A 22,949-nucleotide genomic window follows, 5' to 3' on the forward strand; every position below is an offset into this window, starting at 1 on the left:
CCTACTACGCGGCCTCGGACCCCTCGGACGTGGCCCGCGTGGAGGACCGCACGTTCATCTGCTCCGCGAGGCCGGTCGCACCGGCCGTGCCGAGCAGCCGCCGGCGCGACACACCCGCCGCGGGGGAGCCGTTCTCCTCGGAGGCGGACTGCCGGGGCAGGCTGGGGACGGCCGGCTCGGCCGTGGCCTTTGACGCCTTGGGCCCGGCCTTGGAGGCCCTGGACGTGGCGGCCTCGGGGAACTTGGTGGCCTCGGGGGATGTGGCGGACTTGGCGGATTTGGCGCCCTTGGATGCCTTGGGGCCGGTCTTCGGGCTGGACTGGTCGGTCATGGTGGTGCTCAGCCGATCTGCGCGTTCTTGGTGACGGTCACCTGGTCGATGTCGGAGGTCCGCACGGTCACGGCGACCTTCCAGTCGCCGGCCATGGGGATCTGCACTCCGCTCGCCGCCCAGTGCCCGGTCGTGATGTGGTCGGGGGCCACCGGCAGCGGCCCGATCTTCTTCGCGGTCAGGGTGAAGGCGACCTTGACCTCGGGGATGTCGAACGCCTGCCCGTCGGGCCGCTGGACGTAGACGTGCAGTTCGTTGCCGCCCACCCGGGCAGGATCGATGTCGAGCCGTACGACGCCCTTGCCGTTCTGGCCGCCGGTGTCGAACGGCATGTCGAGGGTGACCGCCCCCGCGGAGGACGAGGAGGAGCTCGAGGAAGCCGCCGAGGAGGTCGTGGCCGCCTTGGCCTCCTCCTCCGTACGGCCGGGTTCGGTCTGGGTCAGCACGGTGGTGACGGCGAGCAGGACGACGGCGACACCGGCCTCCGTCAGCACGGAGCGGCGCAGCCCGAACCGGTGGGGGTCGGCGTCGCGCAGCCGCTTCTGCCGTGCGGCGTCCATGGCGGCCCGCTGCCGGGCGAGCTGGGCGGCCCGCCGGGAGTCGCCGTCGGAGTCACCGTTGGAGTCGCCGTCGGGGGAGTGCGTTCCACCGGAGTCGCCGTCGGCGGGACTCGCCGCGCGCGTCGCACCCTTGCGTACAGCCGCGGCCTCCTTCCGCTCCGCCTCCTGCGTCTCCTCCGCCTCCTGCGTCTCCTCCGAGCCAGGGCTCGTACGCCTCTTCGTCTCCGCCACGGCCACGGCCCCGGCCGCCGTCTGCGCCAGCCGTCCCGTCCAGCGCCGGGAGAACCAGCCGAGCCCGACCAGCAACAGGACGAGCCCGATCTTGGCCAGGAGCAGCTGCCCGTAGCGGGTGCCGGTCAGCGCGGACCAGGTGCCGACCTGGCGCCAGGCCTGGTAGGTGCCGGTGGCGACCAGCGTGAGCACGGACCCGAAGGCGACGCGGGAGAAACGGCGTACGGCCGAGGCCTCGACCGGGGTGTCCGCGGGTGCCCGGTACAGCGCGACCAGGAGCGCGACGAGACCGCCGAGCCAGGCGGCCACGGCCAGCAGATGGACGACGTCGACCGGCATCGCGATGCCCGGCTGCAATCCGACCGAGGCGTGTTCGGCCATCGCCCAGCTCGCCGCGAGCCCGGCGGCGACCACGGTGCCGCCGATCGCGAGCCCGAAGGTCAGATCGCGCTTCTCCTCGTCGTCCCGTTTCTCGTAGGCCCCGAAGAGCACCGCCACGAACAGGGCGGCGGCGGCGAGCAGCAGCAGCCGGGAGACGAGGGCGGCGCCGGTCTTGGTCTGGAGCACCTGCCCGAGCAGGTCCAGGTCGAAGACGTCCCCGGCCTTCCCGGAGGTGGTGTAGGAGCCGCGCAGGAGCAGGAGTGCGAGCGTGGCCGCGGTGAGCGCCACCCAGCCGGAGACGACGAGCCGTTGCAGGACCCGTACCCCGGCTCCGCGCTGCCAGCAGGCCAGGACGAAGGCGGCGCCGCCGGCCAGGACGATGAAGCCGGCGTACGACACGTAGCGGCCCAGCCCGTACAGCAGGCCGACGATCCCGCCGCCCACCTCCTGGCCGCCGACCGCGACCGAGGTCTTGGAGGGCGCCCCGACGGAGAAGGTGTAGGCGCCGCCGACGGGGTGGCTGTCGGCGGAGACCACCTGGTAGGCGACGGTGTAGGTGCCGTCGGGCAGCCCGGCGTGCAGCCGGACGGCGTAGGTGGTGCCGCTGACGTTGGAGGGGCTCCCGGTGTCGACGCGCGCGCCCTTGGGGTCGAGGACGCGCAGTGAGTCGTCGTTCATGGCGACCTTCTCGGAGAAGGTCAGCGAGACCTGGGTGGGTGCCTTGTCGACCACCACCCCCTGCTGGGGGTCGCTGCCGGTCAGCGCGGCGTGCGCGGAGGCGGGTCCGGCACCGGCGAGGAGCATGCCGGTGACGGCGAGGAGCAGCAGTACCAGGGTCCGGACGCGGGGGGCGGTGGTCTGCGTCAAGGTGGTCCCTCCCTCAGTGTCCGGTCGCGGGGTTGTATGTGGCGGACTTCACCGGCATCTCGACCCTGAGGTCGCCGGACTTGGCGAAGTGCAGGTCGACCGTGACCGTCTGGCCCTGTGCCGGCCTGCGTTTGAGCTCGTCGAACATCAGGTGGTTGCCGCCGCTGCGGAACACGAGCCGGCCGTGTGCGGGGACGGCGAGACGGTCGACCTGGCGCATCGCCCCGCCGACGGTCTCGTGCACGGTGACGTCGCCGGCGGCGTCGCTGGTGACCGAGGTCAGCTCGTCCTTGGCGTCGCCCTTGTTGACGATCGTCAGGAAACCGGCGGCCATCGAGTCCGAGACCGGCTGGGGCATGTAGGAGGAGTTGACGGACAGCTCGGCCCTGCCGCCGGACTCGGCGGAGGCCGAACCGCCGCACCCGGTCAGCAGGAGGGTTCCGGCCAGGACGGTGCCGATGACGAAGGGGGCCGCGGTCGCCGGGCGCCTCACGGGTTCTCCCCCTTGATGAGCTTGGGGAGGTCCTTGGTGTAGTCGTCGACGGTGGCGTCCTCGCCGTAGATCACATAGCCCCGGTCGGTCTTGGGCGAGAAGGCCATCACCTGGGTGCCGTGCACCGAGACGAGCTTGCCGTTCTTGTCCTTCTTCGTCGGCTCGATGCTGATGCCGATGCTGCGCGCACCGGCCTGGATGGTGGCGAAGTCGCCGGTCAGGCCGATGAACTGGGCGTCGATGCCCTTGAGCCAGGTGCCGAGCTCGGCCGGGGTGTCGCGGCCGGGGTCGGTGGTGACGAACACGACCCGCAGCTTGTCCTGCTCGGCCTTGGGCAGCGCCTTCTTGGCGACCGCCAGGTTGTTCATCGTCAGCGGGCAGATGTCGGGGCAGTGGGTGTAGCCGAAGTACAGCAGCGTGGGCCGGCCCGCGGTCTCCTTGCGGAGGTCGTACTTCTTGCCGTGTGTGTCGGTGAGCACCAGATCGGGCTTGTCGAACGGCTGGTCGAGGACCGTCGCGGGCTTGTGCGAGGTCTCCTCGGAGACGACGGCGGCGGTCTTGGAGCCGTCGTCGCCGCTCCCGCAGGCGGAGAGGGTCAGCGTGGCGGCGGCGAGCAGTGCTGCCGCGGCGAACGTCTTCTTACGCATAGAGAAATGTCCCAGATGTGAGATCTCCGGCGCGCACCGGGGTCGTGCGCAAGCGTCGCACGGCCCCGGCACGCGGCACGGACGAGCAGGTCAGGCGGTGGTGCGGCGACGGCCGGCGAACACGCCGTACGCCACGCCCGCAGCGCCGATCACGATGCCCACGACGCCGAGGACGCGGGCGGTGGTGTCGCTGCCGCTCTTCGACGCCGCGGTCGTGTTCTGGGCGGCGGGCTCGGAGTCGTCGGTGGCGTTCTGCGCGGTCGCCCCGTGGGCGTCGCCGTCCGAGGCCGCGGCCAGCTTCAGCACCGGCGCCGGGTTGTCGGGCTCGGGCTGCCCCTTCTGCGGCACCTCGATCCAGCGGACGACCTCCTTGTTGGAGTACGTCTGGAGCGCCTTGAAGACGAGCTGGTCGGTGTCCTCGGGGAGCTGGCCGATGGAGAGCGGGAACTTCTGGAAGTAGCCCGGCTCGATGCCGTCGCCCTCGGCGGTCCAGGTGACCTTGGTGACGGCCTCGGAGATCTTCTCGCCGTGCATCTCGAGCGGCTTGGCCAGCTTGGACTTGGTGACGTCGATCTTCCAGCCGTCGATCGGCTCCGGCATCACCGAGGCCAGCGGGTGGTCGGTCGGGAGGTTGACCTCCACCTTGGTGGTGGAGGCGTTGTCGCGCTCGTTGGGGACCTTGAAGTCGACGACGGCGTAGCCGCCCTTGGCGGGCGTGCCCTCCGGCTGCACGGTGACGTGTGCGAACGCGGGGACGGACACGGCGAGGACTGCTGTGCCCGCGAGGGCGCCGACGGTGGCGAGGCGAGTGGTCTTGCGGCTGACGGCCTTCATGACAGGTGCACTCCGCTTCGAGTGGGTTCCGGTGGACACCGGACGCGGTCGGCGGATGCCGGTGCGTGCCGGTGGTGAAGAGACAGGCGCGTGCGCAGGGGTGACCGCCGGTGCATGGGGGCGGATGACCCGGGAACGGGCACGCGCGCGTGCCGCACGACGGCGGCCGCTCCCTTCGGCGGAACCCGCTCGATGGCGGCTCTGTGTCCCCGTGGGTGCTGGTCGCGTCGTGTCAGGCGGCGAGGGCGAGGGCGGCGGCCGGCGGGCCGCGGCGGATCACCGTGTGCTGGAGGGTGGCGGAGTGCGGTGCCAGCGCCGAGGTGTCGGCGGCGCGCGCGTAGCGCGGGCCGGTCGCGGGCGCCGTGGGCAGCCCCGTGTACAAGGCGCGCACCAGCGCGAGCGCCCCGCGCAGAGAGCGTACGAGTGCGCCCTCCGCGACTCCGTGCGCCGACAGCTCGATCAGCCGCAGCACGGCGAGGTCGCCGCGGCGCAGCAGCCAGCCCGCGACGAGTCCGGCGAGCAGGTGACCGAGCAGCATGGGCAGGGACGGCAGCAGCGAGGCCATCGAACCGGTGGCGGACAGGGCGTCCGCCGGGTGATGTACGGCCGAGGTGCCAGGGGCGGGCCCGGAGTAGAGGTGCGCGTCCACGAGGATCCGGTGCGCGCGGGCCGGAGTGATGCCGGCCGGGCCCGTGCCGCACACGTATCGCGCGGCCTGTTCCACGAGCCCCGCGTCGGACACGGCCTGCGCCGATCCCGAGGAGGTCGATCCCAGGGACGTCGACCCAAAGGGAGTCGATCCGGACGATCCCATGCCCGCCGTGCCGTGCTGCCCGAGCCCGAACAGCGTGTGCAGCACGGTCTGTCCGACCGTGAGCAGGGCCGCGATCCCCGGCAGCGAGCGCGCCCTGCCGGCGAGCGGCACCGCCACGAGGAGGGCCCCCAAAAAGCCCGCGCCCAGCGTCCACAGCGGCACCGTGGCGCAGGAGGCCAGCGTGTGACCGGCCGCGGCCAGCACGACGCAGACCGCGGCGAACACCGCGGCCCGCAGCATCCGGAGATCGCGTGCGGCGTGCGCCGTGCGCGAGGGGGCGGCAGACATGGCGCGCTCATCATCCCACTGGGCGGCCATGGTGCGTACGGCAGGTCCACAAGATGCGGTACGTCCGTCTGGTCACCCTCTGTCCTCCGCGGCCCGGCGTCCCAAGTCTTCCGGCGGCTTTCCGACTGTCCTGCGACCGCGCTCCGACTGCCTTCCCACCGGCGGTCTTCCGGCGGTCTTCCAGCTGTTTCCCGGTCGGCTTCGGGCCGTCGTCCGACCGCGCATACACCGATTCCGCCCCCGCCGCATCCGCCGATCGAGCGGTCCGGCGTCAACTCGGTGCTTACGGCTGGGCACGAAGGGCAATACGTATCGGTATGTCGAGCCGCGGCCAGGAGGCTGGAGCATGAGCATCTGGTGGTCCCTCCATCTGCGGCGTGACGCTGCCAGCGTGCCGCTCGCCCGGAGGCTGCTCCTCGGCACGATGGAGACCGCGGGCGTCGACCCCGACATCTCCTACGACCTGTCCGTGGCGCTGAGCGAGGCCTGCGCGAACGCCGTCGAGCACGGCGGGGACGGCGAGGACGGCGACGGCGAGGCCTACCGCGTCACCGCCTACCTCGACGGCGAGAAGTGCCGTATCGAGGTCGCCGACGCGGGCCCCGGCTTCTCTCCCGCCGTCCGGAGAGCACCGATCCGCGCCGCGCACGCCGAGTCCGAGCACGGCCGGGGCCTGTGCCTCATCCAGGAACTCGCCGACCACGTCCACATCGGCAACAAGCCGGGCCGGGGCGGTGCGGTGGTGAGCTTCGACAAGATCCTCAAGTGGCGGCACGGCGCACCGCTGGTGGCGGTGTAGCGAGTCCGGCGCCCGGGGAGGCACCGCCCGCCGGCGCGGCCCGGCGCGCGAGCGGGCCCATCGCGTACGAGGCCGCCGCCGTCGCGCCGCCCAGCAGCAGCCAGCCGGGCGTGCCCCACCGCACCAGCAGCGAGGTCAGCACCAGCGGGCCGACGGTGCGGGCCACGGTGACGCCGGTGCCGAAGAAGCCCTGGTACTCGCCGGTGCGGCCGGCCGGCGCCAGGCCGAAGGACAACTGCCAGGCGCCCGCCGACTGTCCCATCTCGGCGACCACCTGAAGCACCGCCCCCGCCACCAGGACGGCCACGGCCACCCGCGCGGGGACGCGGGCCGACAGGGCGAACACCGCGCAGGCCGCGAGCATCACCCAGCTCGCAGCCCGCACCGCGCGCGCGGCAGAGGCGAGTGAGGTGATTCCGCGCGCCATACGCACCTGGAAGAGCATCACCGCGCCGGTGTTCAGCACGAACAGCGCGGACACCACCCAGTCCGGGGCGCCGGTCCGCTCGGTGATCCACAGCGGCAGTCCGAGGCTGAGCAGCGGCATCCGCAGCAGCAGGACCGTGTTCAGCAGCGTCAGGACGACATAGGGGCGGTCGCGCAGCACCGCGAGGCGGGTGGGCGCGTGCCGGGCGGCCGGGGGCACCGACGGCACCCGCAGCAGCAGTGCCGCGCACAGCAGGAAGCTCGCCGCGTCCAGTGCGAACACGCCGAGATAGGCCGCCCGTGTGCCGGTGTTCAGGGCGAGCCCGCCCAGGCCCGCGCCGACCGCCAGGCCCGCGTTGAGCGTCGACTGGAGATGGGCGAGCAGCCCGGTCCGCTCCGCCGCGGACACCAGGCCGGCCAGCAGCGCCTGCCGGGCCGCGGCGAGCCCGGACTGGGCGGCGGCGTAGGCGCAGGCGGCGGCCACGAACGGCACGAAGCCGCGCACGACGAGGAAGGCCGCCACCGCCAGTCCGGTCACCAGCGCCAGCGCCACCGCCGTACCGCGTGGCCCACGCCGGTCCGCGACCCGCCCCAGGGGCACGCCGACGAGCGAGCCGACCGCCCAGGCGACGGTCAGGCCGAGCCCCACGCGCGCGGGTGCCAGTCCGACGATGTGCGTGAAGTACAGCGCCGAGGTGACGTAGTAGGCGCCGTCGCCGACCGAGTTGGTCAGCTGGGCGAGGGAGAGGATCCGTTGCGGCCCCGGAGGGGGAACGAGGGAGACCGTCATGGCGACGACGTTAGAGGCAGGTTGGACCCCTCGGCAGACCCAATGGCCACCCGTTCAAGTGGTCCACTCGCGCGGACAGGGCAGCAAGACTCACACCCTGTCAAGGACCCTAGCCAGCACGGCCAGTGCCTCGGGATACGCCCGCTCCCGGGGCGTTCCGTAGCCGACGACCAGCCCCTGGGGCCGCCCCGCGCCGGAGCCGTCACCGTGACCGGAGCCGTGAGCGGAGTCGTCACCGGGACGGGAGTCGGAGCCGTCACCGGAGCCGGAGCCGACACCGGAGCCGTCACCGGAGCCGGGTCCGTCACCGGAGCCGTGGCCGGGTCCGTGCCAGTGGTCGCCCAGGCGGCCGAGCGCGAGCCCCTCCGCCTCCGCGCGGGCCAGCACCTCGTCCTCGTCGGCGACGTCGATCAGGGCGTGCAGCCCGGCGGCGATCCCCCGCACCCGATGGCGGGAGCCCAGCCGGTCCAGGAGCTGGTCGCGGCGGCGCCGGTAGCGCAGCCGGCAGGCGCGTACGTGCCGGTCGTAGGCGTGGCTGTCGATGAGCTCGGCGAGCGCCAGCTGGCCGATGCTCTCGGTGTGGTGGTCGCTGTGCAGCTTGGCGTCGGCCACCGCGTCGACCAGGTGCGGCGGCAGCACCATCCAGCCCAGCCGCAGGGCGGGGCCGAGGGTCTTGGAGGCGGTGCCCAGGTACACGACCTGCCCCGGCGCCATGCCCTGGAGGGCGCCCACGGGCTGGCGGTCGTAGCGGAACTCGCCGTCGTAGTCGTCCTCGACGATCAGCCCTCCACGCGCGCGTGCCCAGTCGGTCAGTGACCGCCGCCGCTCGGGGTGCAGGGTCACGCCGGTCGGGAACTGGTGCGCCGGCGTGACGACCATGGCGCTCTCCTCGCCCAGCTCGTGTGCGCGGGCGCCCCGGTCGTCGACCCGTACCGGCACCACCTTCAAGCCGTTGCGCCGCACCACCTCTCGGTGGAAGGGCAGCCCGGGGTCCTCCATGGCGACCGTGCCGCCGTCCAGGACCCGGGTGAGCAGCGCCAGCCCCTGCACGTACCCGGAGGTGATCACGATCCGCTCCGGCGGCGCGATCACCCCGCGCGCCCGACCCAGATAGCCCGACAGCGCGGTGCGCAGCTCGATCCGGCCGCGCGGATCGCCGTAGTCGTACGCCAGGGAGGGCGCCGTCGCGATGGCGCGGCGCAGCGCCCGCAGCCAGGCCGCCGCCGGGAACGCCCCGACGTCCGGGCTGCCGGGCCGCAGATCGAAGCGGGGCGCACGCGCACGTGCCGCCGCCCCGGGCTGCTCCGCGGCAACGGCCGGCAGCGCGGCGACGTGGGTGCCCGAGCCCTGCCGCGCGGTCAGGTACCCCTCGGCGACCAGCTGGTCGTACGCCGCCTTCGCGGTGCCCCGTGAGATGCCGAGCTCGGCGGCGAGCCGCCGGGTCGCGGGCAGCCGCGTCCCGGGCGCCAGCCGTCCGTCCCGCACGGCGTCACGGAGCGCCCGCTCGAGCCCGGTCCGGCGGCCGTCCGCCGCGTCCGGCTCCAGATGCAGGTCCACCCCGACACCGGACCAGAAGTCGTCCCGGTGCACGTCCACGAGATCCCCCTAGGCATGTGAATGGCCGGGCACCTCCTGTGGTGCCCGGCCTCACACTCGTATCAGCCCTTCAGCGACGCCATCCAGGCCTCGACCTCGCCGGAGCGGCGCGGCAGGCCCGCCGAGAGGTTCCGGTTTCCGTCCTCGGTGACCAGGATGTCGTCCTCGATGCGGACACCGACGCCCCGGTACTCCTCCGGCACGGTCAGGTCGTCGGCCTGGAAGTACAGGCCCGGCTCGACGGTGAGGACCATGCCCGGCTCCAGCGTGCCGTCGACGTACGTCTCGGTGCGCGCGGCGGCGCAGTCGTGGACGTCCATGCCGAGCATGTGGCCGGTGCCGTGCAGCGTCCAGCGGCGCTGGAGGCCGAGCTCCAGGACCCGCTCCACCGGGCCCTCGACCAGACCCCACTCCACGAGCTTCTCGGCGAGCACGCGCTGGGCGGCGTCGTGGAAGTCGCGGTACTTGGCGCCCGGCTTCACCGCCGCGATGCCGGCCTCCTGGGCCTCGTACACGGCGTCGTAGATCTTCTTCTGGATCTCGGAGAAGCGGCCGCTGATCGGCAGGGTGCGGGTGACGTCGGCGGTGTAGTACGTGTGCGTCTCCACGCCCGCGTCCAGCAGGAGCAGGTCGCCGGAGCGGACGGGGCCGTCGTTGCGGACCCAGTGCAGCGTGCAGGCGTGCGGTCCGGCGGCGGCGATGGTGCCGTAGCCGACGTCGCTGCCCTCCACGCGCGCGCGGAGGAAGAACGTGCCCTCGATGTAGCGCTCGCTGGTCGCCTCGGCCTTGTCGAGGACCTTCACCACGTCCTCGAAGCCGCGCACGGTGGAGTCGACGGCCTTCTGCAGCTCGCCGATCTCGAACTCGTCCTTGATCAGCCGGGCCTCGGACAGGAAGACGCGCAGCTCCTCGTCGCGCTCGCCGGTGACCTTGTCGGTCAGGGCCGCCTCGATGCCGGCGTCGTAGCCGCGCACCACGCGGACCGGGCCGGTGGCCTCCGTCAGCTTCTGGGGGAGCTCGCGCACGTCGGAGGCCGGGATGCCGTACAGCTGCTCGGCCTCGGCCAGGGAGTGGCGGCGGCCGACCCACAGCTCGCCCTGGCCGGACAGCCAGAACTCGCCGTTCTCCCGGTCGGAGCGGGGCAGCAGGTAGATCGTCTCCCGGTGGCCGCTCGTGCCGTCCGGGGCGGTGGTGGGCTCCAGGACCAGCACGCCGTCCTCGGTCTGGTTGCCGGTGAGGTAGGCGTACTCGACCGAGGAGCGGAAGGCGTACTCGGTGTCGTTGGAGCGGGTCTTCAGGTTGCCCGCGGGGATCACCAGGCGCTCACCGGGGAAACGCGCGGACAGCGCGGCGCGGCGGCGGGCGGTGTGCTCCGCCTGCTCGACCGGCTTCAGGTCGCGCAGCTCGGTGTCGGCCCAGCCGGACTTCATGTTCTCGGCGAGCTCGTCGGACACGCCCGGGTACAGGCCGTTCTTGCGCTGCTTGATCGGCTCTTCGGACTCGTTCTCCGGGGTCTCCGGGGTGGTGAGCTCCTCCGACACGGTCTTCCTCCTAGGTACGGCACTGGACCACCCCCATCGTACGGTCGTACGGAAGGGGCCCGAGGCGGCAGCACCTGTTACCGGGAGCACCGGCCCAACCGCCCGCCGGAGCACCGTCCCAACCGCCGGAGCACCGTCCCAACCGCCGGGAGCGTTGCCCGGACGGCCGGGGGGCGCACTGCTCGGACCGCCGGGGACGCTGCTCGGACCGTGCACCTTTCGCGGAGTCCTAGTCGAAGCGTGCCGCCAGCAGTGCCACGTCCTCCGCGCCGTCGGTCCTGTCCAGGCCGTCCGGCAGGACCGTGCGCAGCACGTGGTCGGCGACCGCGCCCACGTCGTGGCGCACCGCGCGCGGGACGCTCGCCGCCGCCGCGTGCAGCCGGGCGAAGGCGCGGTCGACGGGCTCGCCGGTGCGTTGCAGCAGCCCGTCGGTGTAGAGCAGCACCGTTTCGCCCGCGGCCACCTGGAACTCGACGCTGGGCGCCTCCCAGCAGGCGAGCATGCCCAGCGGCGCGGACACGGACGTCTCCACGAACTCCGTGCGCCGCCCGCCGAGCAGCAGCGGAGGGCTGTGCCCGGCGCCGGCCAGGGTGATCCGGCGCAGCTCCGGCTCGCAGTAGGCGAACAGGGCGGTGGCGGAGCGGGCGGGCTCGGTCAGCCGCAGCAGCAGTTCGAGGTCGGAGAGGACGGCCACCGGGTCCTCGCCCTCCATCACCGCGTACGCCCGCAGGGAGGCGCGCAGCCGGCCCATCGCGGCGACCGCGCCGGGGCCGGAGCCGGTGACCGAGCCGACGGCGAGGCCGAGCGCGCCCTCGGGAAGCGGCAGCGCGTCGTACCAGTCGCCGCCCCCGCGCGGGCCGGTGCGGTGCCGGGCGGCGAGCTGGACCCGGGGAACGCGTGGCAGCCGGGTGGGCAGCAGTTCCTCGTACATCGTCGCCATGCACGCGCGCGTGCGCTCGCAGTCGAGCAGGCGCGCCAGGTGCTCGGTGGCGAAGCGGACGTAGAGGCCGGCGAGGTGGCGTGGGCGCTCGGCGGGTTCGGCGGGCTCGTCGTAGAGCCACAGGGCGGCGCCGAGGCGGCCGGCGGCCTCGGTGGACAGGGGCAGCGCGTAGCCGGCGGCGTAGCCGAGGCGGACGGCCACCTCGCGGTGGCGGGGGTCGAGGCCGTCCTCGGCGAACAGGTCGGGGCGCACGATCTCACCGGTGCCGCCGGGCAGTCCCGCGGCGGTGTCCAGGAGTGCGCCGTACGGCATCGCGCCGCGCGGCACCGTCTCGATGTGCCCGAGATCGGCGCGGGCCAGCCCCAGCCCGATGGTGGTGCGGGGGCCGAGCCCGTCGTCCGGTTCCAGGACGACGAGACCGCGCCGGGCGCCCACCAGGGCGGCACCGGCGCGCAGCAGTTCCTTCAGGGCGGCGTCGAGCCGGTCCGTGCGGGCCAGCCGCTCGGTCAGCTCGTGCAGGGTCGTCAGATCGGAGACCCAGCCGGCGAGCCGGTCCTGCAACAGGGCGCCCGGCGGGTACGGGGTGTGAGCGGAGTGCGCGCCGTGCGCGGTGACGGCCGGAGAGGCGCCCGGGGCTGAGGGAGCGGGCGGGACAGTGTGTGCGGGAGCGGGAACCGTTGAATCGATTCCGGCCACTTTCGAAGGGTGAGGGGCGTTCATGGCGTCCGGCTTTCCGACCGGCGCGTACTGCTCGAAAGCATCGCAAACCCCCATGTCTTCTGCGCCGCCAGCAGTGTCTCCACATGTACACGCACTCGTGAGGGGATGTCCAGCATTGTCCTGCCGGGATTCCTGGTGTCAGGGGCCCGGACGGGTCTTCCTCCAGACCCCTTGCGCAACAACCAAGTTGGCTTGAAACTGCCTCGGGTAACGGTCTATTGCGGTCGACTGGGTTTGCTCCACAGAGCGTCACAGCGGTCGTGATGGGTACGTACTCGGAGAAGGCCAGGGGTGGTTGAGAGCCACCCGGAACCTGGTGATGGACCCGGGCGTCTTAGCCACCGACGACCGTGCCCCATCCTCGCGTGACGGCGGCGGAGAGCAGAACGCGCGACAGCAAAACGCCATGCTCCGCCACCCCACGCCACGCCCGTGCCCCTGGTAGACGCACGGACGGGGCTGCCGCGGAAAGCAGCCAATGCTCGGCCCATAGGGGTACCCCCGCCTGAAGGCAGGGGCGTGATGCGCCAACAGGTACGCACAGTGAAGTGATCGACCCATGGTGTGATGTGGCCCACGGTGTTGCCAGCGGTGCAACGGAAAGGAACGAGCGCTCATGCGCGAGATCCCCGGAAGGCGACGCAGGCTCCTGTCCCGGCTCAGCGACGGGAGGCCTGAGTCGATCAGCGCGGCTCTGACCTTCGCGACCCAGTGGCGATGGCCGGTACTCCCCGGCGTGGCATCGGACCCGCGGCGCCCAGGTCGCTGCGGCTGCCCCGACCCCGAGTGCACGGTGCCCGGCGCACACCCCTTCGACCCCGGTCTCCTGGCGGCCACGACCGACGCCCGGATGGTGCGCTGGTGGTGGACCAACCGGCCGACCGCGCCGATCATCCTGGCCACCGGGGGGACCGCCGGCTCGGGCCGAGGCGAAGGCGAGGCCGAGGGGAGGGGAGGCAGGGCCCCCTGCGCGGTGAGCCTGCCGGCCCTCGCCGCCGCCCGTGCCCTCGGTGCCCTCGACCGCGTCGGTATGCGGCTCGGCCCGGTCGTGGCCTCGCCCACGCGCTGGTCGATCCTCGTCAAGCCCTACTCCCTGGAGCAGCTCGGCGAACTCCTGCACGCCAAGGACTTCGTGCCCGGCTCGCTCCGCTTCCACGGCGAGGGTGGCTACCTGGCCCTGCCGCCTTCCGAGACCGGCGCCGGACCGATCCGCTGGGAGCGCGCCCCGCTGCCCGGCTCCGCCTCGCCGTGGGTGCCGGATGTGGAGGCCGTGGTGGACGCGGTGGTGGACGCCCTCACTCGTACGGGTGTGAGCGCGCCCGAGTTGTAAGGGCGTCGGGCGCGCCGGGGCAGGATGCCCGATCCGGTCGTTATCTTCCCTTTATGCTGCGTCATTCCGAGGAACAGGGAAGCGGGCGGGGAACCGGGCGCGGAGGCGGACGGGCCGGCGGACGGGACGGCGGCCTGGACAGCGAGCAGGCAGGTGATCGGCAGCGCCGGTGGGAGCTTCGGCGGGACGCGCGGCGGGGACCTCGGCGGGAGAGCGGTCACGAAGGCCGATCCGCATGGCGCAGTCGCCTCGATCCCCGGCGCGTTCGCCTCTACGCCCTCGTGGCCGTCGTGGCGTGCGCCTTCGCGGTGCCGCTGGCGGTGGCGTCCGCGGGCCAGGTCGGCGACCGGGGCGGTGCGGGCGCGTCGTCGGCCGTACGGCCCCAGGCGCGCGGCGACGACAAGGTGCCGTCCGCCGCACCCGTCCTGCCCCGCTCGAGCGGGACGCCGACCCCTGTACTGCTCGGCCTGGGTCTGGCGACCGCCGCCCGCTGCGGCCCCGAGGTCTCCTCACCCGAGGGCGTCGAGGCGCAGACCTGTGTGCTGACCCAGGGCGCCGAGAGCTGGGGGCGCACCTACTACCGCAACGCGAGCGGCGAACCCCTGGACGCCGCCCTGACCTTCATGGGCCCCGGCGACCGCACCGTGCAGATCCACTGCGCCCTGGACGGCGACGACGAACCGGGGACGTGTGAGACACCCCGCGAGCGCACCCGGGGAATGCCCTCCGCCTGCACGGCCGTCGCGGAGTTCGCCCGCCGGGAGGGTCGGGACGACCGGGACGGGCGCGGCGGGCATGGTCCGCTGCTGCTGCGTTCGGGGAGCAACTCTCCCGTGGAGACAGGCGGTTGACGCACGACTGCGCACGGTGAGCGACGGCGTGTACGGAAAGACCCGGTTGCTGGCGACGGGGGATGCACCAGCAACCGGGCTACTGGAACGGTAACAAGAGATCGGCGGTTCGCAAATTCGATCCCGGCTTTCCAGTCATCTTCTGGGTTGCCTTTCCGGTCACCGACTCGCCTGCGCGGCCCGGGAGTTGTGACTGGAGTCACCCGTTCCGTGCGCGGCGTTTCGGCTGACCGGTCGGTCAGCCGACACCGTGGATCGGTGGATCGGCGGATCGCGTGGTGGATCGGTCCGGTCGGCCGGATCGGATGGAACCGGCGGACCGGCGGATGGGCGGACCGGCGGATCAGCTGAGCGTGACCTGCCGGTTGGTCAGGCCGCCGCGGGCGCGGCGCTCTTCGGCGGTCAGCGGCACGTCCGTGGCCAGCGCGGCGGCCAGCCGCTCGGCGAACTCGGCGGCCGGCTTCTCCACGTCCTGCGCGCCGACTTCGCCGGGCAGGTCCCACACCGGCACCGTGAGGCCGTGGGCGCGGAAGGAACCGACCAGACGGGTGCCCTCACCGAGGCTGGAGCGCCCTGCCGCGTGCAGTCGGGCGAGGGCGTCCAGCAGCTGCTCCTCCGGGTGCGGCATGACCCAGCGCAGGTGGTTCTTCTCCGGCGTCTCGCACCAGTACGCGGCCTCGACACCCTGCAGCCGTACGGTCGGGATGGCCGCGGCGTTGGCCCGCTCCAGGGACGCGGTGACCTCCGGCGTCGCGTTCTCCGCGTCCGGGACCCAGAACTCGAAGCCCGTGTGCACCAGGGGCTCGAAGGGGGCGTCGGCGTCGAGCAGGTCCTGCAGCCGCGGGCCCTCGGCCGGGGCGCGGCGCCCCTGCACCGGGGTGCCGGGCTCGGCCTCCAGGGCGCGCAGGAGGGTGTCGGCGAGGTCGCGGCTGATGTCGCCGGACGCCGTGTCGTTCTGCAGGCCGAGCAGCACCGAGCCGTCGTCGCGGCGCAGGGCGGGCCAGGCCATCGGCAGGACCGTGGCCAGGGTGACCGACGGGACGCCCTCGGGCAGGCCCTCCCGGAGCGTCAGCTCGACCGTGGCGGCGGGAACCAGCTCGCGCAGCGCCACCCAGTCGCACTCGCCGGGAAGTCCCTCGAACGGCCGCTGCACCAGCTCGGTCACCGCGTGCGCCGCGGCCCGGCCGTGACACGCCTTGTAGCGCCGGCCGCTGCCGCAGGGGCACGGCTCGCGGGCGCCGACCACCGGGATCTCTCCGTCCGTGAGCTGCGGGCGCTTGGCCTTCGTCTGGGGTCGCTTCTTGGCCATCTGGGTGTCTCCCGGTTACGGCTCGTCTCGTACGGCGCGAGCCTAGTCGTTCACACCCTCGACGACGGGAAGCTGTGGACAAGGCGGCGCATGTGGACAACGGAGGAACAGCCGCACGAACGAGGGGCGGCCCCTGCGGAACGCCCGGGCCGCTTGGTCGGCCCCTGGCCCAGGTCGTCAGCCCAGGTCGTCAGTCCAGGCCGTCAGCCCAGGTCGTCAGTCCAGATCGTCCAAGGCGTCCGCGAAGTCCAGCTCGGGCAGGGCCGCCACCGCCGGGGCCGCGATGCGGGTGGCGAAGTCGTCGCGACGATGGCCGACGCGGCCGGCGTCGGGGTCGTGGACGTCGCCGTGGACGACCACCCACACCGTGACCTCGCCGTGGATGTCGTCGCGCACACCCCAGTCGTCGCAGAGCGCCGTGATGATGTTCAGCCCGCGCCCGCCGTGCGCCGTGACCGAGGGAGTGGCCGGGGCCGGACGGGTGGGACCGCCGCCGTCCGTCACCTCGACGACCAGCCGGCCGCACACGTCCACGCGCCACGCGGCCCGTACGTCGCCGTCACCGGCCGGCGCACCGCCCAGCGGCCGGCCGTGCTTGCACGCATTGCTCAGAAGCTCGGAAAGGATCAGTACGGCATCGTCGATGACCGATTCCGCCACGCCACCTCTGCGCAACTGATCACGCATCCGGTGTCTGGCTTCCCCCACGCCCGCAGGGCCATGGGGTACGGCCATGCTCGACGACGTGGGCACCTCCTGTGCCACCACCAACGCCACCCCCGAGACCTCCTTCGCCCCACGCCACGGTGTGGATGCCCCATTGGCCTGAACCGGAAACCGGCCATTCCGCGTCCGGTGACGCATTCGCAACGATCGAACACACAGCGAACGCGCCGGAGCACTCCCTGTCACGACACGGCTATATGTGGCTGGATTTCTACGGAGTGGCCGAAAACGGAGGATGCTGCCTCGGGCCGTACCGGTCAAGGCCCGCGACCGATCAGCGGCCGAGCTGTTGCAGGACCGCGCGCGGACGGTTGGTGATGATGGCGTCGACGCCCAGGCCGACACAGAGATCGACGTCCTCGGGCTCGTTCACGGTCCACACGTGCACCTGGTGCCCCGCCCCCTTCAGCCGCTCGACGTAGGCCGGGTGGCCGCGCACGATCCGGATCGAGGGGCCGGCGACCCGGATCCCCGCAGGGAGGCGCCCGTCTCGGAGCCTGGGCGAGACGAACTGCATGAGATAGACCGTCGGCAGCGCCGGCGAGGCGGCCCGCACCCGGTGCAGCGAGCGCGCCGAGAAGCTCATCACACGCACCGGCGACTCCTCCGGCGAGGCGGGGGCGTCCAGGCCGAACCGTTTCAGGAGCACCAGCAGCCGCTCCTCGACCTGCCCGGCCCAGCGCGTGGGGTGCTTGGTCTCGATGGCCAGCTCCACCCGCCGTCCGGCGTCGGCGACGAGTTCGAGCAGCCGTTCCAGGGTGAGCACGGAGGTGTCCTCGGGATCCTCCGGCCGCACCTCCCAGTCCGGCTCCTCGTCCCGGCCCCGCCAGAAGGCCCGGGTCCGCCCGGCGCCGAAGTCGAGCGCGGCCAGGTCGGCGAGCTCCAGGGCGGACACCGCGCCGCGCCCGTTCGACGTACGGTTGACCCGTCGGTCGTGCACACACACCAGGTGCCCGTCCGCGGTCAGGCGTACGTCACACTCGAGGGCGTCCGCACCGTCCTCGATGGCCTTGCGGTAGGCGGCCAGCGTGTGCTCCGGGGCGGCCTCGGAGGCTCCGCGGTGGGCGACGACTTGGATGTGGTGCTGCCGTACGTGGGTCACCGCGTCATGGTGCCACTGCGGCGGGGTGCGAGTGACGGCGATCGGGCGTCGATAATTTGTCCGTTTCATGTGAGATGACCTATATAAAGAATGCCATCGGACCCACAGGCACCGCTTATGGTGCTCTGACGGCCCGTGGGAAAAGCTGACTGCGTACAGATGCACATGCACAGCTGGAGCACGCCGGGTCGTCGGCAGGCGTGACGCGTGACCGAGTGCGACCGACAACAACAGCCGTGGATCGAGGAGAAGAGCTGTGAGCACCGAGAACGAGGGCACCGCGGTACCCCCGGCCCCGTCCGCACCTCCCGTGCCGGTGGAATCTCCCGCAGCTTCCCCGCAGCCGGCCGCCCCCCAGGGCGGCGCCCCCACGCCCCCGCTTCCGCCCCCCGGCACACCCCCGCACGCGCCCGACACCCCGGACGCGCAGAACCCGCCGGCAACGCCGACGCCGTCGGCGCCGTCGGCACCCGGAGTACAGGCATCAGCCGCACCCGGCGCCGACCCCCACGGCCCCACCGCTCCCGCCGCCGGCCCCGGCGGCTCGCCCGTCGACGGCTCCTGGCCGCCGCCCCCGCCCCACACGCCCGCCTACGCGGGCGGCGGTGCGGGTGCCGGTGACGGCGCCACGGGTGGCCCGGGCGGCGGCTCGGGCGGCTCCGGCTGGGGCTCGACGTACCAGCAGCCGGCGCCGAAGCCCCAGGGCCGCCGCGGCGGACTGGTCGCCGCGGTGCTCGTGGCCGCACTGGTCGCGGGCGGCCTGGGCGGTGGCATCGGCTACACGCTGGCCAAGAAGGACGACACCACTTCCACCACGGTCTCCGCCTCCGACACCGGCGCCGCGCAGGTCAAGCGCGACCCGAATTCGATCGCGGGCGTGGCGGCCAAGGCGCTGCCGAGCACCGTCACCATCGAGGCCGAGAGCACCAACGGCCAGGGCGGCACCGGCACCGGCTTCGTGTTCGACACCCAGGGCCACATCGTCACCAACAACCACGTGGTGGCCGACGCGGTGGACGGCGGCAAACTCACCGCCACCTTCCCGGACGGCAAGAAGTACGACGCCGAGATCATCGGCCACGCGCAGGGCTACGACGTCGCGGTCATCAAGCTCAAGAACGCGCCGTCGAACCTCAAACCGCTCGCCCTCGGCGACTCCGACAAGGTGGCCGTCGGTGACGAGACGATCGCCATCGGCGCCCCCTTCGGCCTGTCCAACACGGTGACGACGGGCATCATCAGCGCCAAGAACCGCCCGGTCGCCTCCAGCGACGGCAGCGGCGACAGCAAGGCGTCCTACATGAGCGCCCTCCAGACGGACGCCTCCATCAACCCGGGCAACTCCGGCGGTCCCCTCCTCGACGCGCGCGGCGCGGTCATCGGCATCAACTCCGCGATCCAGTCCTCCAGCAGCGGCGGACTCGGCGGCTCCGGCCAGTCCGGTTCGATCGGCCTGGGCTTCGCCATCCCGATCAACCAGGCCCAGTACGTCGCCAAGCAGCTGATCAAGACGGGCAAGCCGGTCTACGCCAAGATCGGTGCGTCGGTCTCCCTGGAGGACTCGACGAGCGGCGCCAAGATCACCGACCAGGGCGCCGCCGGCTCCGCCGCCGTGGAGGAGGGCGGCCCCGCCGCCAAGGCCGGCCTCAAGCCCGGCGACGTCATCACCCGGCTCGACGACAGGGTGATCGACTCCGGCCCCACCCTCATCGGCGAGATCTGGACCCACAAGCCCGGCGACCAGGTCAAGATCACCTACAAGCGCGACGGCAAGGAGCACACGACCGAGGTCACCCTCGGCTCCCGCATCGGCGACAACTGACCTCCCCGCACGCGCGGCCCGTTCCCCGGAACAACCGACCCGCACGCGCGCGTGCCGACCCGTTACTCTTGTCCCCGCGCCACCGACCAGGCAGGCGCGAGGTGGGTTGCCCGAGCGGCCTAAGGGAACGGTCTTGAAAACCGTCGTGGCGCGAGCCACCGTGGGTTCAAATCCCACACCCACCGCGTCAGGTCATGACGGAAGGGGTGTCCCGCATCGAGGGACACCCCTTCCGCATGCTCATGCGATCAGTCGCCGTTCCTCCTGGAACCGGTTCCTCCCGGTTCCTTGGGCGCCCAGCCGGGAGGGCGGACGGCGTCCTTGAAGTCGGTCGATTTCATCAGGACCCGCCAGTCCTCCTTGCCCGCGTCGGCGTCGATGCGAACGGTGAACTCCTTCACCTGGCGGGAGTCGTGGAAGTACAGGACCACGACCTGGCGTTCTGAACCGCCGTCGTAGAAATCGCCTGTCACTTTTCCGCGGGCGCCGGCGCCGAATGCCTTGATCCAGTTCGCGGCGGTCCTTTCGGCCTCCGCCTCACCGCTGTCGCTGGTGGCCAGCTTGCGAAGCTCGTCCGTCCTGCCGTCGGCGATGTCCCACACGAGCTCTTGCATCACCAGGAGGGAGCCAGTGGAGGGGTAGCCGATCACGTGCAACGGCTCGTGGCCGGCGTACGCCTGCTCGTAGGACGCCTTCGACCCTCTGGCGTCGGCAGGGCTGTGGTCGAGGGCGGTGCATCCAGACGTCAGCAGCATTGCTGACGCCAGCCATCCGGCCGCTGTGTGGCTCCGCTTCGACCTGGGCATCTCACGTCCTGTTACTCGCGGTTGCTTGCGGGTCCTGGGCCTGACGATCGTGACCTCCCGCTAGGAGGACGGAGCGGCGGATGCGCGGGTTCCTGCTGGGCCGGTCGCCGGGCCGGGAAGGGCCGAAAGGTCCCGACGTGTCGTGTTGCTGCTTCCCGAAGGGGCCGGGCCCTCATGGCCGGTGTCCTGTGAGGCGGGCTGCCGAGGCGAGGGTGGCTCGGGCCTCGTGTTCGGGAAGGCCGGCGTGGACAGCGGCGGCGAGCAGGGGGGCGGCGAGGTCGGGGCCGATGCCGTTCTCGTAGGCGCGGCAGGCCGCCCAGAACAGGCGGGTGTTGCGCTGGCCCTCGTGGGCGCCCAGGACGAACTGCACCAGGCCCTGGCCGTGCCCGCCCGTCGACTCGGGTGCGGGGTGGCGGGGCGCGCGGGGCGGTGGCAGGAGGAGCCCGAGCAGGGCCCGTGGGCAGGGGGCGGGTGCGAGGTGGGCGGTGCCGGGGGCGGTGGCGTACACGCCGTGTTCGGTACGGGAGCCGGGGCCGACCAGGTAGCCGCCGGCGCCGCGGATGTCGATGCCGGGGGCCAGCCGGCCGGCCGAGTTGGGGACGACGACGTCCGGTGGTCCGGTCAGCCACAGGTGGCGGCCGCCGCTCGGGGTCACGACCACGACCGTGGGCGGGATGGTGAACAGGTGGCGCAGGGCGATCTCGCGCAGGGCCGCCGGGGCGTCCGTGCCGGTCTTGGTGTCGAGGTCGACGCCGATCAGGTGGTGCGGGGGCAGGCCGCAGGCGATGCCGTAGCCGGTGGCCCAGGGGGCGGCGGCGAACAGTTCGCGGATGCGGACGGGGTCGGTGGAGGCGTCGTACACGCCGTGGCCGAAGCGGCCGCACTCGCCGTGGCAGCGCGGCCGGGCCGGGTCGGGTGCGTCGGCGTGGTGCGGGGAGCGCAGGGCCGGGAGTTTCGTCCGGGACAGGGGGATGACGGCCAGTCCGCGTTCGGCGGCTGACAGGGCGTGTGCGAGGGCCAGCGTCGTGGCCTGCCGGTCGATGGTGGCCATGCCTTCAGTTTCGTATGTGTGTTCGAAAAAGGGAAGGGGGGAGTGTGGCGCGCCGAGGAGTGCGCGGGGATTTGTCGACTTCGGGTCGGTTCGTGGCGGGGTTTGGCGGAACGCTTCAGCCCTTGCGGCGGTTGGGGGCTGCCCGGGTCGGCCGGGGTCCGGTTCGGTCCGCTGTGGGCGGTGTGGGTCAAGAAAGGTGGTGAAGGGGGTTTATCGACTTGTCCTCACGCTTGCGTGCGAATCACGGCTTCCGGGGTGGTTCGACGCAGGCTCATGGGCAACCTTGATCTTGCGACGTCGTGGGAAACCGCCGGGGCGGTCGGCCAACTGCCCCGGTGAAAGCCGCAGTTCAGAGTTCAGGTAGCTTCACGCAGCTTCACGCAGTGTCACGTACTCCGGCAGGCAGCCGGTGCGTACCTCGTACTGGAGGAGCAATATGGCAAGCATCCGTACCGCCCGCGTTCTCGCCGCCGTCACCGCCATCCCTCTCGCGGCGGCCCTCTTCGCCGGCGTCGCGGCCGCGGACAACGGTGCCTTCGCGGACAACGGATCGAACGCGGGCATCGCCGGCGTCGTCGGCAGCGGGGTCGGCCACAACAACAACGGCAACTCGTCCACCACGCAGCAGCAGGCGGTCGGCTACGGCGCCTCGAACCAGAGCAACACCGCCCAGGTCAACGGCTCCGCGTTCACGGCCATCCAGCAGGGCAACAGGAACGTCGCCATCGACTTCTCCCCGCTGTGGTGAGCCGGGGCGGGCCGACGCGCACACTGGGGATCCGTCGGCCCTGAACTCATGTGGGTCAGCTCGTGGGGATGCAACACACGTCTGCGCGGCGGTGCCTCGGTACCGCCGCGCAGGCGTTTTCTGGTGCTCGGCACGGGAGTTGTCCGTGCTCCGCTCGGCGGTTCTCCGTGCTCCGTGCGGGGGTTGTCCGTGCTCGGGGCTGTCGGCGGACGGTGTCACCCGGACGCCACCCAGGGGTGAACCCGCAGTACGGACCGGTCCCTCGTCCACCCTCAGGAGGTGCGGACAACCCCACCCCTACAACCTGAGGGGGACCCCGCTTCAGGACCTGCGGGCGATACACCGCGGGGGTGGGCGCTCCTAGCGTGGAGGCATGACCACACCCGTCTGCACCAGCGCGTCGACCGCCGCCGTACCGGCGGCGACGCAGAGCCTGGCGTATCCGTCGTTCTCGTCGTACGTGCGGGCCCGCCAGTCGGTGCTGCTGCGCACCGCCCGGTCGCTGACCGCGAACCCGAGCGACGCGGAGGACCTGCTGCAGACCGCGCTCGCCAAGACGTACGTCGCGTGGGAGCGGATCGAGGACCACCGGGCGCTCGACGGCTACGTCCGCCGTGCGCTGCTGAACACCCGTACCTCGCAGTGGCGCAAGCGCAAGGTCGACGAGTTCAGCTGCGACGAGCTGCCCGAGCCGGAGCCCGTGCCGGGCGCCGCCGACCCCGCGGAACAGCAGGCGCTGCGCGACGCCATGTGGCGGGCGATCATGAAGCTGCCGGCGCGGCAGCGGGCGATGGTCGTGCTCAGGTACTACGAGGACCTCTCGGAGGTGCAGACGGCCGAGGTGCTCGGCGTCTCCGTGGGCACGGTGAAATCGGCGGTGTCCCGGGCGCTCGGCAAGCTGCGCGAGGATCCGGAGCTGGGGCCGGTCCGCTGAGGCGGGGCGGCC

At 72.5% G+C, this 22,949-nt stretch carries 21 protein-coding genes and 1 tRNA gene; 7 read left to right on the forward strand and 15 right to left on the reverse strand.

From position 1 onward, the window contains the following. Positions 1 to 4: 4 nt before the first annotated feature. The 6 genes from ABZ484_RS30000 to ABZ484_RS30025 all read right to left on the reverse strand — a co-directional run bounded on the left by ABZ484_RS30000 (position 5) and on the right by ABZ484_RS30025 (position 5,446). Entirely contained in the window at positions 5 to 331 is a 327-nt protein-coding gene (locus ABZ484_RS30000; RefSeq protein WP_358869085.1) for a hypothetical protein, read from the reverse strand. Between the two features lie 8 nt (positions 332 to 339). Continuing rightward, positions 340 to 2,370, reverse strand: coding sequence for a copper resistance protein CopC (locus ABZ484_RS30005; RefSeq protein ID WP_358869062.1), 2,031 nt, complete (start codon positions 2,368 to 2,370; stop codon positions 340 to 342). Between the two features lie 13 nt (positions 2,371 to 2,383). Then, entirely contained in the window at positions 2,384 to 2,863 is a 480-nt protein-coding gene (locus ABZ484_RS30010; RefSeq protein WP_358869063.1) for a copper chaperone PCu(A)C, read from the reverse strand. After that, the gene (locus tag ABZ484_RS30015; protein ID WP_358869064.1) at positions 2,860 to 3,510 is read right to left on the reverse strand and encodes an SCO family protein; all 651 of its coding nucleotides are present in this window, start codon (positions 3,508 to 3,510) and stop codon (positions 2,860 to 2,862) included. Before ABZ484_RS30015 ends, ABZ484_RS30010 begins: the two co-directional genes overlap by 4 nt. Positions 3,511 to 3,600: 90 nt before the next feature. Next, complete coding sequence (locus tag ABZ484_RS30020; RefSeq protein ID WP_358869065.1) at positions 3,601 to 4,344, reverse strand: YcnI family protein; 744 nt, start codon at positions 4,342 to 4,344, stop codon at positions 3,601 to 3,603. 232 nt (positions 4,345 to 4,576) lie between these two features. Further along, a complete protein-coding gene (locus ABZ484_RS30025; protein WP_358869066.1) occupies positions 4,577 to 5,446 on the reverse strand; it encodes a hypothetical protein in 870 nt (289 codons plus the stop codon). 346 nt (positions 5,447 to 5,792) lie between these two features. On the opposite strand from ABZ484_RS30025, the gene ABZ484_RS30030 reads away from it, so the two are divergent. Further along, complete coding sequence (locus tag ABZ484_RS30030; protein WP_358869067.1) at positions 5,793 to 6,245, forward strand: ATP-binding protein; 453 nt, start codon at positions 5,793 to 5,795, stop codon at positions 6,243 to 6,245. Here the strand turns inward: ABZ484_RS30030 and ABZ484_RS30035 are convergent. From ABZ484_RS30035 to ABZ484_RS30050, 4 genes are all read right to left on the reverse strand, one after another. Continuing rightward, the gene (locus ABZ484_RS30035; RefSeq protein WP_358869068.1) at positions 6,208 to 7,461 is read right to left on the reverse strand and encodes an MFS transporter; all 1,254 of its coding nucleotides are present in this window, start codon (positions 7,459 to 7,461) and stop codon (positions 6,208 to 6,210) included. The genes ABZ484_RS30030 and ABZ484_RS30035 overlap by 38 nt on opposite strands. A 90-nt stretch (positions 7,462 to 7,551) precedes the next feature. Then, positions 7,552 to 9,057: a PLP-dependent aminotransferase family protein gene (locus tag ABZ484_RS30040; protein WP_358869069.1), complete on the reverse strand. Its 1,506-nt coding sequence runs from the start codon at positions 9,055 to 9,057 to the stop codon at positions 7,552 to 7,554. Positions 9,058 to 9,119: 62 nt separating this feature from the next. Continuing rightward, positions 9,120 to 10,598 carry an aminopeptidase P family protein gene (locus tag ABZ484_RS30045; protein ID WP_358869070.1) on the reverse strand — a complete coding sequence of 493 codons (1,479 nt, stop codon included), beginning with the start codon at positions 10,596 to 10,598 and terminating at the stop codon, positions 9,120 to 9,122. Positions 10,599 to 10,827: 229 nt separating this feature from the next. Continuing rightward, the gene (locus ABZ484_RS30050) at positions 10,828 to 12,258 is read right to left on the reverse strand and encodes a PP2C family protein-serine/threonine phosphatase (RefSeq protein WP_358869071.1); all 1,431 of its coding nucleotides are present in this window, start codon (positions 12,256 to 12,258) and stop codon (positions 10,828 to 10,830) included. Between the two features lie 616 nt (positions 12,259 to 12,874). Here ABZ484_RS30050 and ABZ484_RS30055 point away from each other — a divergent pair. Both ABZ484_RS30055 and ABZ484_RS30060 read left to right on the forward strand, forming a co-directional pair. After that, positions 12,875 to 13,588 (forward strand): bifunctional DNA primase/polymerase, encoded by a 714-nt coding sequence (locus tag ABZ484_RS30055; protein WP_358869072.1) that lies wholly within the window; start codon positions 12,875 to 12,877, stop codon positions 13,586 to 13,588. Positions 13,589 to 13,869: 281 nt separating this feature from the next. After that, on the forward strand, positions 13,870 to 14,439 hold the full coding sequence (locus ABZ484_RS30060; RefSeq protein ID WP_358869073.1) for a hypothetical protein: 570 nt from the start codon (positions 13,870 to 13,872) through the stop codon (positions 14,437 to 14,439). Positions 14,440 to 14,782: 343 nt separating this feature from the next. Here ABZ484_RS30060 and ABZ484_RS30065 read toward each other — a convergent pair whose 3' ends face one another. The 3 genes from ABZ484_RS30065 to ABZ484_RS30075 all read right to left on the reverse strand — a co-directional run bounded on the left by ABZ484_RS30065 (position 14,783) and on the right by ABZ484_RS30075 (position 17,576). Beyond that, on the reverse strand, positions 14,783 to 15,748 hold the full coding sequence (locus tag ABZ484_RS30065) for a DUF5926 family protein (protein WP_358869074.1): 966 nt from the start codon (positions 15,746 to 15,748) through the stop codon (positions 14,783 to 14,785). A gap of 216 nt (positions 15,749 to 15,964) precedes the next feature. Next, positions 15,965 to 16,525: an ATP-binding protein gene (locus tag ABZ484_RS30070; RefSeq protein WP_358869075.1), complete on the reverse strand. Its 561-nt coding sequence runs from the start codon at positions 16,523 to 16,525 to the stop codon at positions 15,965 to 15,967. A 223-nt stretch (positions 16,526 to 16,748) separates the two neighbouring features. After that, complete coding sequence (locus ABZ484_RS30075) at positions 16,749 to 17,576, reverse strand: glycerophosphodiester phosphodiesterase (RefSeq protein WP_358869076.1); 828 nt, start codon at positions 17,574 to 17,576, stop codon at positions 16,749 to 16,751. 256 nt (positions 17,577 to 17,832) lie between these two features. On the opposite strand from ABZ484_RS30075, the gene ABZ484_RS30080 reads away from it, so the two are divergent. After that, a complete protein-coding gene (locus tag ABZ484_RS30080) occupies positions 17,833 to 19,398 on the forward strand; it encodes a trypsin-like peptidase domain-containing protein (RefSeq protein ID WP_358869077.1) in 1,566 nt (521 codons plus the stop codon). A 100-nt stretch (positions 19,399 to 19,498) separates the two neighbouring features. After that, positions 19,499 to 19,583 (forward strand) — tRNA-Ser (locus tag ABZ484_RS30085). A gap of 63 nt (positions 19,584 to 19,646) precedes the next feature. Here the strand turns inward: ABZ484_RS30085 and ABZ484_RS30090 are convergent. Together ABZ484_RS30090 and ABZ484_RS30095 are read right to left on the reverse strand one after the other, a co-directional pair. Then, complete coding sequence (locus ABZ484_RS30090) at positions 19,647 to 20,153, reverse strand: hypothetical protein (protein ID WP_358869078.1); 507 nt, start codon at positions 20,151 to 20,153, stop codon at positions 19,647 to 19,649. A gap of 223 nt (positions 20,154 to 20,376) precedes the next feature. After that, on the reverse strand, positions 20,377 to 21,255 hold the full coding sequence (locus ABZ484_RS30095; RefSeq protein ID WP_358869079.1) for a bifunctional DNA primase/polymerase: 879 nt from the start codon (positions 21,253 to 21,255) through the stop codon (positions 20,377 to 20,379). Between the two features lie 436 nt (positions 21,256 to 21,691). Here ABZ484_RS30095 and ABZ484_RS30100 point away from each other — a divergent pair, with 436 nt between their 5' ends. After that, positions 21,692 to 22,003, forward strand: a complete 312-nt coding sequence (locus ABZ484_RS30100; protein ID WP_030168736.1) for a hypothetical protein — start codon at positions 21,692 to 21,694, stop codon at positions 22,001 to 22,003. A 373-nt stretch (positions 22,004 to 22,376) separates the two neighbouring features. Beyond that, positions 22,377 to 22,937: a SigE family RNA polymerase sigma factor gene (locus ABZ484_RS30105; RefSeq protein ID WP_358869080.1), complete on the forward strand. Its 561-nt coding sequence runs from the start codon at positions 22,377 to 22,379 to the stop codon at positions 22,935 to 22,937. Positions 22,938 to 22,949 lie beyond the last annotated feature (12 nt).

The sequence above is a fragment of the Streptomyces sp. NPDC006393 genome (assembly GCF_040628575.1).
Classification (GTDB): domain Bacteria; phylum Actinomycetota; class Actinomycetes; order Streptomycetales; family Streptomycetaceae; genus Streptomyces.